The 12223-nt window shown below is 42.8% G+C and carries 8 protein-coding genes; 5 read left to right on the top strand and 3 right to left on the bottom strand.

Translation table 11 applies throughout. From position 1 onward, the window contains the following. The first annotated feature begins 362 nt into the window (after window positions 1-362). Together ACJJIO_RS15955 and ACJJIO_RS15950 are read left to right on the top strand one after the other, a co-directional pair. Window positions 363-1928 carry a carboxylesterase/lipase family protein gene (locus tag ACJJIO_RS15955; protein WP_444909057.1) on the top strand — a complete coding sequence of 522 codons (1566 nt, stop codon included), beginning with the start codon at window positions 363-365 and terminating at the stop codon, window positions 1926-1928. A 10-nt stretch (window positions 1929-1938) separates the two neighbouring features. Next, window positions 1939-2487 (top strand): histidine phosphatase family protein, encoded by a 549-nt coding sequence (locus tag ACJJIO_RS15950; RefSeq protein ID WP_444909056.1) that lies wholly within the window; start codon window positions 1939-1941, stop codon window positions 2485-2487. 78 nt (window positions 2488-2565) lie between these two features. Here ACJJIO_RS15950 and pepN read toward each other — a convergent pair whose 3' ends face one another. Then, window positions 2566-5196, bottom strand: coding sequence for an aminopeptidase N (gene pepN / locus ACJJIO_RS15945; RefSeq protein ID WP_444909055.1), 2631 nt, complete (start codon window positions 5194-5196; stop codon window positions 2566-2568). A 1000-nt stretch (window positions 5197-6196) separates the two neighbouring features. Here pepN and ACJJIO_RS15940 point away from each other — a divergent pair. The 3 genes from ACJJIO_RS15940 (at window position 6197) to ACJJIO_RS15930 (ending at window position 9911) form a co-directional block, all read left to right on the top strand. After that, the gene (locus ACJJIO_RS15940) at window positions 6197-9187 is read left to right on the top strand and encodes an intermembrane phospholipid transport protein YdbH family protein (protein ID WP_444909054.1); all 2991 of its coding nucleotides are present in this window, start codon (window positions 6197-6199) and stop codon (window positions 9185-9187) included. A 191-nt stretch (window positions 9188-9378) separates the two neighbouring features. After that, window positions 9379-9573 (top strand): YnbE family lipoprotein, encoded by a 195-nt coding sequence (locus tag ACJJIO_RS15935; protein ID WP_252085095.1) that lies wholly within the window; start codon window positions 9379-9381, stop codon window positions 9571-9573. An 11-nt stretch (window positions 9574-9584) separates the two neighbouring features. Continuing rightward, window positions 9585-9911, top strand: coding sequence for a YdbL family probable chaperone protein (locus ACJJIO_RS15930; protein ID WP_444909053.1), 327 nt, complete (start codon window positions 9585-9587; stop codon window positions 9909-9911). A 115-nt stretch (window positions 9912-10026) separates the two neighbouring features. Here ACJJIO_RS15930 and rpoS read toward each other — a convergent pair whose 3' ends face one another. Further along, window positions 10027-11076 carry an RNA polymerase sigma factor RpoS gene (gene rpoS / locus ACJJIO_RS15925; protein WP_252085093.1) on the bottom strand — a complete coding sequence of 350 codons (1050 nt, stop codon included), beginning with the start codon at window positions 11074-11076 and terminating at the stop codon, window positions 10027-10029. Between the two features lie 202 nt (window positions 11077-11278). Next, entirely contained in the window at window positions 11279-12016 is a 738-nt protein-coding gene (locus ACJJIO_RS15920) for a peptidoglycan DD-metalloendopeptidase family protein (RefSeq protein ID WP_444909052.1), read from the bottom strand. Window positions 12017-12223: the final 207 nt, after the last annotated feature.

Below are 12223 nucleotides of genomic sequence, written 5' to 3'. Positions count from 1 at the left end.
TGAATTTTTTATGAATGTAACATGACCAATCAGCTTGCAACATAAAATTCATGAAATCTCTAACCACTTCTTAAGGCCATCGCTTAATACCCGACCAGCAGTGCACTCCCCCATGACTAATCATCCTTCAAAATCCTAATCTAAACAAACCTCAGACTAATAGACAGCTAATACCCCACCGTCAGTAATCCGCTGACTAAATTATAATTCACCTCATTAAAATTACGCTCAGGGTATAAGTATGCACTCCCCAACAGCGCCTTTTTGTAAATATGATTTCAGTTGAGCCTGTAACAGTCATGCAACCATTCACACTGCAAAAACAAATCTGAGAATTAATTTTAGAGATAGGGGCGCCAGAAATGACTAAGGATCCAGATATTGGCAAACACTTAAATAAAAATCTGACGCCAATAATAGAAACTAGCTCTGGCCCCATCATCGGTAAAAGTGATTTGAAATTGGGAATCCATAAGTTTCTTGGGATACCTTATGCCCGCCCCCCCGTAGGAGAACTACGCTGGAGTCCTCCTGAAGAGCTCCCCCCCTGGACAACTCCATATCATGCAGAAGAATTCGGCATGCCGGCTGCGCAAAACCCATCCACATTAATGGAAGTCCGAGGACGAGATGGCGAAATTCCTGAGCGGGAGGAGTGTTTACATCTCAACATTTTTTCTCCCTCAGTCAACCCCTCACAGAAGCTTCCAGTTATGTTCTGGATTCATGGGGGATCTTTCTATATGGGCTCTGGCTGTCAACCTATTTACAATGGTAGTTACTTAGCTGCCAGTGGCAGGGCCATCATCATTACATTCAACTATCGACTAGGCTCTTTTGGGTTTTTGCGCCTCAAGGACATCAGCGAGATTCCCTCTACCGGTAATGAGGGCATTCTGGATCAAATTGCCGCACTTAAGTGGGTAAAGAATAACATCTCCGTATTTGGTGGAGACCCAGACAATATTACACTTTTTGGCGAGTCTGCAGGCGCTATGAGTATCGCCTCTATTTTGAATATTTCTGAATGCCAAGGATTATATGCCCGTGCCATTGTGCAAAGCGGCCACCCCAGAGCCCTTCACTCTATCGAGCAGGCAAACCAGATGGCAGAAGCCTTTACTTTTCATCTCAGGAAAATAAGTAAAGGAAAATCACTTTATCACTATACAGCAAAAGAACTTTTACAAGCACAGAAAAAAATTCTAGAAGCTACACAGCTACATCAAAAATGGGGAAAACTTCCGTTTAAACCCGTTATTGACAATAAACTTATAGAAGATACAAAACTTAGTAGAAAACCAACAGAAAAAGGCCTCCCACTCCTTTTAGGAAGCAATCTAGAAGAATGGAATTTGTTTAGTGCATCCAATCCGGAAATATATACACTTACTTATCAAAAGATTTGTAAACACCTAGAGTGGTTAATTCCTGAAGATAAGCTAAAACCCATTATCAATTATTATTATCAACAAGCCTCTATAACTAAAGATAATCATTGGCCAATATGGAGTAAAACCTGGAATCTAATGCTTACAGATATGGTATTTACCCTCCCAGGCCTCAGGCATCTCAATGGATATCCCGGTAATTGTTTTCACTACCATTTCACACAACCCCTTGCCTCTCAACCTCTGTTAGGGGCTTGTCATGCAGTAGAGCTCGGCTATGTATTTGGAACCCATGGCGAAGATTCTCTTAAGATGCTGTACGGTGGAGAAACCGAGGCCCATCTGCTCAGCGCCTCTATTCAGGGATCCTGGCTTAGCTTTGCTGAAATAGGTACTCCTGGAGGGGATTGGGCTGTCTATTCAGGCACCAACAGTAAGCGATTAGGCCAAAATTCAACCTCTAGAGAATTTAATGCCACGGATTTACTCAACTTATGGCAAGATATTCCCAATGAAGCCTTAAATAAATACCTATAAAATCAAAAGCATGATAAAAATTCTACTTGCCCGTCATGGTGAGGCCGCAAAAGGTCCTCTAATACCTGACCCAACTCTCACCACCTTGGGACATAAACAAGCCACAACTTTAGCTCAAAGTTTCACTGAAAATACGGATCTCAATATAGTTAGTAGTCCCAAACTACGCGCACAGCAAACTGCACAACCTTTAGCAGAGAAGTGGAGGAAAATCGTTACTTTAGAAAACAGAGTCAGCGAAATCCCTACACCCAAAGGGGTCACACTACAACAACGCTTACCTTGGCTACGTTCTTTATTAGATCAGAATTGGGACCCCAACAATACACAACAAAAGAAGTGGCGTGACGGAATCATTCACTATCTTTTAAGTGTTCAAGAAGACACTATAGTATTTTGCCACTATATGGTAATCAATTCTGTAGTAGCACATGTTCTAGATAACTCTAAAATTCAGCAGTTCCGTCCTGACTATACATCCATTACCGAACTAAAACTACTCAACGAAAAACTCAACTTAGTTAGACTTGGCAGCGAGCGGATAAGACCAATATTATAAAGAAATTTAGAGTGCTTCACGCTCAAGTCAAAAATGGGGCAATTTATCGCCCCATTTAACAAACTTGACAACTGAGCTTTAGTTTATACTTTTACTCACCACCTCAAAAACATCCTTAGATAACCCACCAGAATCAAGAATACCCTGAAGAGCCTCTCTCATTTTACCCGAAAGATCATCACTGTATTTTTGCCAGCGTGTAATCGGCACAACAAGCCGTGCTGCTATCTGTGGATTAATTTTATCTAGCATAACGACCTGCTCAGCAATAAAGAAGAAGCCGCTACCATCTTCCTTATGAAACTGCTTAAAGTTTCGATTAGCAAATCCACCGAGTACCGCTCGAACTTTATTTGGATTTTTAATCTCAAAGGAGGGATGCTTTATTAAATTTTTGATATTGGCAAGAGTCCCGTTTCGGGCACTGCTACTTTGCAGCCCTAACCAAAGCTCCACAACTTGAGTATCATCTTTCCAGCGCTGATAGAATTCTTGTATTGCCGAATCAACCTTCGGAGCACTTCCGTAGTTAATCAATGCACTAAGTGCTGCGGCGCTATCAGTCATATTCCCAGCTGTCTCAAACTGCTTTTGTACAATATTTAACGCATCATCTTTTTCTGTAGCTGCAAGATAAGATAAGCAAGTATTTTTCAAGCTTCGCTCAGCAATATCTTTTGCATTGGGACTATAGGGTTTCTGGTGATCCAACGCTGTATATCTTTGTAACAGCTCAGGAGCCAATGCCGTTGCCAAAGTTTTTAAGGCGAAATCTCGCGCTACAACTATCGCTTCAGCATCAATAAGATCATTCATCTCTGCAACGGATTGCTCACTTGGCAATCGTAGTATTTCTGCCACTAAGGCGGGATCTAGTGTGCTATCTTTTAGCACATCCCGGTATGCCTCTATCAGTTCAGGCTGTAACTGAAGTGCCTCTCCACTACGATAGTCTTGCTGTAGTTGTGTAAGGGCCATAAATGCAAGACGCTGCGATGCATCCCAACGGTTAAACGTATCTGAATCATTACGCATCAGGAAAATCAACTGTTTCCCGGTATAGGGGTAACGAACCTTGACAGGCGCAGAAAAATCACGCAGAAGTGATGGCAGGGGTTTTTCCCGAAATCCACTAAACTCAAAGAGTTGCTCAGGCTGAGTAACCTCTAGAACTTCCTCAATGTCCCCTTCATTGTTGAGAATAGAGTTATTTCCATCCACATCCAGCAAACCAATTTTAATCGGGATATGAAGTGGTAGACTTTTATCCTGGTTCGCCCTAGTTGGGCAAGACTGAGAAACTTTAAGGCTATATCTGCCCGTTGCTTGATCAAAGCTGTCTGTAACCTCTAAGAGTGGAGTTCCAGCTTGACTATACCAATGTCGAAACTGGGTGAGGTTTACCTGATTAGCATCTTCCATCGACAGGATAAAATCTTCACAGGTTGCTGCACTTCCATCATGTCGTTCAAAATAGAGATCGCTACCTTTGCGAAACTTCTCCTTCCCCAATAGGGTGTGCAACATCCGGACTACTTCCGCACCTTTTTCATATACTGTTAATGTATAGAAATTGGAAATCTCTATGTAAGAATCTGGTCTTATTGGGTGAGACATGGGGCCCGCGTCTTCAGCAAACTGGTTGGTTCGTAATAGTGAAACATCTTCGATACGCTTAACAGCCCGAGAATTCATATCAGCAGAAAATTCGGCATCACGAAACACCGTAAAACCTTCTTTTAAACTGAGCTGAAACCAATCCCGGCATGTAACTCTATTTCCCGACCAGTTATGAAAGTACTCATGCCCAACGATAGATTCTATTCTCTGGAAGGCAGAATCGGTTGCTGTCTCAGGACTCGCCAGCACACAAGCTGAATTGAAGATATTTAGCCCTTTATTTTCCATGGCCCCCATATTGAAATGATCTACCGCCACGATCATAAAAATATCTAGATCATATTCTCTGCCATATACTTCCTCATCCCAACTCATAGCCTTTTTCAGGGAGCGCATGGCATGCTCGCATTTACCGATGTTTTTTGCTTCAGTAAAAATTTGCAGTTTTACTTCACGCCCGCTACTAGTAGTAAAAGTATCCTCTACATTTTCTAAATCCCCTGCCACCAAAGCAAATAGATAAGATGGTTTCGCAAAAGGATCCTCCCAGGTCGCAAAATGACGACCATCCTCACAATCGCCAAAATCAATCTGATTACCATTGGATAGCAATACAGGATGATCTTTTGGCGCAACGATAGTAGTGGTGAATTTCGACATCACATCTGGACGATCGGGGTAAAAAGTTATTTTTCTAAACCCTTCTGCCTCACATTGTGTGCAATACATACCATTTGAAAGATACAAACCTTCTAAAGAAGTATTATCTTCAGGATTAATTCTATTATGGATTTCCAATATGAATTCAGGCTTATCCACCAATATAGACAATCCCTGGAGGGTTTCTTGATATGAGACCTCGGGAAGAATTGAACCATCAATTGCAATAGATAACAGCTCTAAATCGACGCCATCCAGAAGTAAAGGCGGCAAACCTTGACCCGCCTTGGGGTTCCTACGGATTTTTAGCTGTGACTTTACCAGAGTCGCCTTGGGCTCCAATTCAAAATGAAGATCTGTGCTATCTACCAGATAATCTGGTACTTGATAATCTTTGAGGTAAATAGTCTTCGGCTGAGCGTCTTGCATTTTTTAAATATCCTCATTCAATTCGCCCCCATGGAAGATTAATTCCGTGTAAATTGGGCTCGTATATTCCAACACAGGCTAAAGAAAACATAAATAGATAATACCTCTTCTAATCTTGAATATCTCTAAGATCCATGCCCCATTTACCAATCACAAATTAGGCTAATTTTGCACAACTCAAGCAACGCTTCCTAAACAGATTCAATACCCACCCAGAATCATCGCCGTGTTTATCCCTCTAGCGGATGGTCAATTTTTTAGCTATTTAAGCCTCTCTCCACCAATCACCGGCTAAAAATCTTATATTTTTAGTTTGATAAGAATGGGGTTCTTGGACTGTTTGTTGGTCCATTGACAGAGGCAGTGGTTTAGTAGGGGTAAACTGATCGGCTATCTTCTAATCAATGAAAACTTCTAGTTACCCGCCCGCCACTCCTGTGGCAGATTTCAGCCTGGACAGCAACTCTAACCACGTGCGGACTGCCTCCGATCGTACGTGATGACCTTCACAACAAAAGCAATTACAAGACTCTTACTGATAGCCTAAAACTATTTAACATGCACCTTAATCACTGAGTGAACCTACAAAAGATTCCAGGTGTTGCAGGTCAAGATACCCCTCCCTCATGAGGTATCTGCATTGCTATCAAAGCCCAATACAGCCTTAATACTTCATTCGAATGGGACTGCATGGCTAAGCCTGTTGCTTTCTGGCTTTTACACCCAAAGCCGGAAAATAATAACAGATGCAATGACACCTAAAACTGCTGCAGGACAGAGTGGCTGACATCTTATGACCCAACATTCATTTCTCATTTTGGTGGGTAGGTGAACCATCTTAGTAGTCAATAATCTAACTCTCACAAAGTATTATCCTGACAGTCTGATAAGATATCTTGTTACAGATCTGCAAAAGACACTATTAACCCGTTACATGACTGCTGCAGTTTTCTAGCGATTATACGAAATCACCTCCACTCTATAAGTTAAGAGTTTTAAAGTGCGAAAACCCCGTATTCTTATCATTGTGACTACAGTACTCTTAGCTACCTTTCTAGTTGGTAGTTGGTGGAAAAAAGATATTGTTGTCTCTCAGATGATCAACCTATTTGCAGGCGAAGTTGTTATTCAGCAATTATCCGGATTGAAATTAGGCATCAAGGAAGCTTCTATCGAACAAGTCCGCCTTCAGTCCAACCGAAAAAATAACCTTATCCTGAACAAGGTTAAAATACTCTATCCTTTTCATATTATTTTTGATCGGGATAACACCCAAAAGATTGAGCTATCAATTGGCAAACTCACATACTCTGAAATAAAAAACTCTACATCAAGCAAACCTAACAAAACTGAAAAGATACCCTCTAAAGAAAACACTCTCACCTTAAGTAATTTAACTCAGAATATAATAAGCTTTATACCTGGATCAGTATTCGTAAGAGAAATTGAATTTGGTGATGATTTGAAGGCTGGCCCACTGAAAATTAACCGGCATAATACAGAGATCCATATACAAACACCTTTCAGCTCAATCAAAACCGGAAATCACGAACTTTCACTAAAAGCCAATTTGACTTCAGGCGACATTACTACAGTTACAGAAATAAGCTCTGACTTAATTAAAGAACCTTCTCGACTGGAAATAGATATATCCAAAACCCATAAAAATCAATGGGAACTAGATGCGAGTGCATCATCAAACCTAAATTCCATTGAGTCGATTCTAAACATCTCTGAAGTATTGGCCGAAACCCCTGTAGATGGGATGAGAGCCAGTGGGAATATACTGATTAATGCTCGCGCCTTCATTCCAGACGAAATCTTATCCAAGGCAAATTATCAGGATATTCTATTTAAAGTTGAGAGTGATAACCTGGGATTGAGCTTACCCATTGAATCTTCCAATAAAAAGATACAGGCTCACTTGTCAACTCAGTCACCCATAGAACTCAAACTAAAGACTCTAAATCCTATTCAGTTAGAGTCCGTCACTGGTTCTGGCTCAATTGAGGTTTCAACACTAAAAGATTCTGGCAGCAAAAATCTTTTGGCAAATCTTAGGTTCGAATATAGCGATCTAACACCCAACCCTAAGTTCCAATTGAAGGGCTCTGTCGATCTGGCTGGAGCAGAACCACTAATCAAGCCCCTTTTGACTAAGAATTACTTTCCTTCACTCGAAATTACCAATCCCAAAGGATATCTCAGCTTTCAAAGTGAGGCTCACTTAAATTTTACCGAAACATCGTCTATAAATAAAAACTGGCTTGAGCAAATTCATCTAACTATCTTACCAAAAAGCGATTTACTGTTTGATGCAGAAGTAACCGGTCTGAAAGAAGAGTCTCCCTTACTCAACAGCGGGTTAAATCATAATCATATTCAAGCCGAAGTTAAGAAGAACATTCATATTACCGGGAGCCCCTCGGAATCCAACTCCTTCAATATACAAATTCACGATGGATTAATTGTCACTCAGCTAAAAGCCAAAAACACCTCTAATTCAGCCGCTTCAAAAATTGAACACATTCAGTGCAACATCAAAAATTTTACCGAGTGCAAGTTTAAGTTCGAGGCCATATCTCCTGTAATAATTGATATGCCGGCGGGTGTTGCTCTCAGAAAAATGGATATTTCATCTACCATTCACTTCCAGGAAGATGGCCACATTCAGAATTTAAAACTGGAACAAGTTAAAGCCTCACTTGGAGAGCTGAAAGCTAAGGAATTCAAGATTAGGGAAGCGGAATTTATAGCGCCTAAAGTCAATTGTGAAATTTTATCAGACATCACAAGTTGCATTATTGAGAAATCAAGCAACCATTTTAGCAACCTCTCCAATGAGCATGGGACCTTATCTGGAACACTAGATCTGAATAATATAAAAGTAATATCTTCAAGAGATAGCACACAGTTCAGCAGTGACTTTAGTAGTAACAGACTTAAGGTCGCTACCCCTGAAAATTATACCCTTGAGACTTCTCTTACTGGCTCTCTCTCCCTGGACGGGAGTAAGCTTGAGGGACAAAGCCAAGTTAAGGCCGGTAATTTACAACTCACCTCAAGTTTGCATCATGATATCGAGTTAGCAGTTGGCGCTCTTCAATTTTCACTGCCATATGTTGAGTTCAATTCCGCAGCACCTCTCAGTAAGGTTTTCCAAGGCTTACCTTTAGATATCGTTTCTGGGGGGCTTTCTGCCAATGGCGCTATATCATGGCCTCGCCAATCAACTGATACTATCGATATAAGTTTAACTAATATCGCTGCGATCTACGATAGTAGCTTTGCTGCAGGAGTTAATGGGAATGTTCTGGTGGAAACTCATAGAGGAAAATGGTTTACATCTAAACCACAGCCTCTGACTATAGAATCCATCAACGCAGGATTACCTCTAAATAATTTGTCCTTTTCTCTGTCTGTAAATAAAACACAAGATCTTATCCTAAACGATTTTTCTGCAGAGTTTCTTGATGGAAAACTGTCTTCCGAAGCTTTGTATTGGAATCTGGATAATATAGAGCGCAACAGTACCTTGTACGCAGAGCATGTATCTCTTGAAAAGCTAGCTAAAGAAACCGAATCGGAAAGTTTCAAAGCCAAAGGACGTCTAAACTTAACCATACCTATTACCACAGGCCCCCAAGGGATTACCGTTAAAAATGGTCATTTGGAAGCAGTCGAGCCTGGCGGAGAGCTAAGATATTATGGTGCATTTTCTCAGCAGATGCTCAAGGGCAATCCCCAGCTGAAACTGATCTCAAATGCCCTTGAAGACTATGACTTCCGCACCCTGGAAGGCAATTTACAATATCCTCCCAGTGGAGACCTATTACTCAACTTAAAACTTGTCGGGCGTAGTGAATCAATGGATTCAGAAAGAGACCTGATTATTAACCTCAACCTTGAGAATAATATTCCTGCAATGTTGCGCTCGTTACAAGCCAGCCGTGACCTGACAACAGCGTTAGAAAAGCAACTGGACCAATAGGTTGCTAGTACAGTAGGCTCTCCCCACTAGTGCATAAGGTCGACTAATTCAGAGCGGGTTAAGGTAGAGCCATTACAATTGCCAAATGTGGTCACTCCCGACGCAGTTGGCGAACCTGGCCTGATTTTTGACGTAACTGCTGAAGATGCAACAAATAAAAGGCGCCTAAGTGGCACCATAAGGAGTATCAGATGAGGGCCAGCCGGCTGATTCTTTTAGGAGTACTGTACACTTTGATTGCTATAGGTTGCACACCTACTGTAGCAGTGAAGGCCCCCAGCGAGCCAATTACTGTAAACCTGAATGTTAAGATTGAACATGAAATCCGGGTCAAAGTGGACAAGGATCTTGAAAACCTGTTTGACGACAAGGAAGGCATTTTCTGAGGAGATAGAATATGAGTATGGTAAAGAAAGCTCTATTAGTTCTGGGCTTGATATTGGCGTTACCCGCAATGGCGATTTCCTTAGAAGATGCCAAAAAGCAAGGGTTAGTGGGAGAAGCAAACAGTGGCTATATCGCTATTGTGGACGCCAGTTCGCCTGAACTGGAGAAGCTTGTAAAAAAAATAAATGCGGAACGTAAGCAGGCCTATACCGAGATTGCCAAAAGCCACAATGTCGATATTGCCCAAGTTGCGGCACGTGCTGCCGAGAAACTAGAGGCCCGCCTATCCCGTGGGGAGTACTACCAGGACAACCTTGGTCGCTGGGTGAGAAAATAAGCGCTCTTGAAGTAGAAAAACGGAAACTGTGACGTATTACATCGCTATCACAGTTAGTTTGAGGAAGCCCCACGAAACACACCTTTCATGGGGCCTCCCTATTTAGGGGCCAAAATTAGAGATTTCCAAACAGGGATTGCCCGTCAAGTCCCTGCTTTTCCATAACTTCCCTTAAACGTTTCAGTGCATCAACTTGGATTTGGCGAACCCGTTCACGAGTGAGACCAATTTCACGCCCAACTTCTTCTAGGGTGCTCGCCTCAAAGCCACGTAATCCGAAGCGCCTGGATACAACTTCACACTGCTTATCGGGAAGCTCACCAAGCCAGCGATTAATGCTATCGAAAAGGTCGCTATCCTGAAGGAGTTCTGCCGGATCAGACTCCTGCTGGTCGGGTATAGTATCAACCAACGTCTTCTCGGAAGAAGGGCCTATAGGAGTATCTACGGAGGTGACTCTCTCATTGAGCCCCAGCATCCGTTCGACGTCCTCTACTGGTTTCTCCAACAAGTTAGCAATCTCTTCTGCAGATGGCTCGTGATCCAGCTTCTGTGCAAGCTCACGAGATGCTCGAAGATACACATTTAACTCTTTTACTACATGGATTGGCAGGCGAATAGTACGAGTCTGATTCATAATGGCTCGTTCTATTGTCTGACGTATCCACCAAGTAGCATAAGTAGAAAAGCGGAAACCTCGCTCCGGATCAAACTTCTCAACAGCGCGAATTAACCCCAAGTTGCCCTCTTCGATTAGGTCTAACAATGCGAGGCCACGACTAACGTAGCGACGGGCGATTTTTACAACAAGGCGTAGGTTACTCTCGATCATACGCTTTCTTGATGCAGCATCACCACGCAAGGCCTTGCGTGCGTAATAAACCTCTTCTTCAGCGGTCAGTAGGGGGGAAAAGCCTATTTCATTGAGATAGAGCTGGGTGGCATCCAGGTTCTTCTGTAAATGGCCATCGCCATCCAACCTGCTAACCCGACTCTTCTCTGTGGGGGAGGAAACGGAGTTATTTTTTGCCGCATTTCTCCGCGTACGGCCACTACTTTTACCTTTTTCGGAATTTAGTTTCTGCTCATCATTCTCTACCGCCAACTCAGGAGGAAAGTCTTCTGCCTGGCCAGTCATGGACTGGTCTTGCCGTTGTGCTTCCATTTCCCCTGCTCCTTGTACTTTGCCAATATCAACCGCATAGCATGAGACCAGAATCGGTCTAAAAAACGACCAATCAGGTACACATGTGCGACAGCCACAGAATCGGCTTGACCATTTGGTCGCCACGATTGCTGTGACCACCCCAAGTGGTATTAGTTAAAAGTCCATTTTTATTTGCAGAGCTTTAGAGCACTCTCCCGGCTTAAGGCAGATACGCGAGAGGGTCCACTGGCTGACCGTTTTTTCGTATTTCAAAGTGGAGCTTGTCGCGGTTGGTACCACTCGAACCCAGTTCCGCTATCCGTTGTCCAGCTTTGACCTTACTACCCTCTTTCACCAGCAGTCGGTGATTGTGGGCATAAGCACTCAAGTAAACATCGCTGTGCTTAACGATCAGCAGTTTTCCATACCCTCTCAGTGCACTGCCAGCGTAGATAACAGTGCCATCAGCTGCTGCCGATACAGATTCTCCCTTTTCACCGGCGATATCAACACCCTTCCGCAAGGGGTCTCCAGAGCGGAACTTACTGATGACTTGTCCACGGACAGGCCAACGCCAGTGAATCGCCCCTGTTCGCTTACTTTGAGGCTTCTGGCGCGTAGAGCTTCTCGTTAAAGATTTTTTATTCTTGGCGGGAATAGCTTTTTTTGTGGGCACAGGCTTAGCCACAGTTTTTTTTCTGGCTACAGGGGAGCTTGAGGCGACTTGACGCGGCACTTTACCATTCAACTGTAAGCGTTGGCCGGGATAAATATTATAGGGAGGCTTAATGCCATTGATAGCCGCCAGCTTGCGGAAATCCTGACCGTAACGCCAGGCAATAGAATACAGGGTATCCCCGCGGCTCACAGTATGATGATTGAGACGGATACTTGGAGGCTGATTTAGGGAACTACTCGGTGCTCTGTGGCCAGCACAGGAAACCAGGGCTATAGCCACGACACAGACGCCTAATATTTTTAACATCAAAGTCAAAAAATGACCAATATTAGGCTTATTGTTCCGCCAAAAATGGGCCTCAACTTGTCGTAAAAGATGACATTCCATTATTCTCTTTTTACATCAGACCACGGCATTTATGGAAAAAGTGTCTAAAGAAAAGCTCTAAAAATCATTGGAAAAGCTTCATAAAAAGCTGCCATACCG

Source organism: Microbulbifer mixtoriginis (SeqCode), from assembly GCF_052467235.1.
Note: the sequence above shows the minus strand (reverse complement) of the source record. Positions and strands in the feature narration are given on the sequence as shown.

Bases quoted from the DNA above. Each gene is read 5' to 3' on its own strand.
- ACJJIO_RS15955 (WP_444909057.1), top strand. From the start codon at position 363: ATGACTAAGGATCCAGATATTGGCAAACACTTAAATAAAAATCTGACG.
- ACJJIO_RS15950 (WP_444909056.1), top strand. From the start codon at position 1,939: ATGATAAAAATTCTACTTGCCCGTCATGGTGAGGCCGCAAAAGGTCCT.
- pepN (WP_444909055.1), bottom strand. From the start codon at position 5,196: ATGCAAGACGCTCAGCCGAAGACTATTTACCTCAAAGATTATCAAGTA.
- ACJJIO_RS15935 (WP_252085095.1), top strand. From the start codon at position 9,379: ATGAGGGCCAGCCGGCTGATTCTTTTAGGAGTACTGTACACTTTGATT.
- ACJJIO_RS15930 (WP_444909053.1), top strand. From the start codon at position 9,585: ATGAGTATGGTAAAGAAAGCTCTATTAGTTCTGGGCTTGATATTGGCG.
- rpoS (WP_252085093.1), bottom strand. From the start codon at position 11,076: ATGGAAGCACAACGGCAAGACCAGTCCATGACTGGCCAGGCAGAAGAC.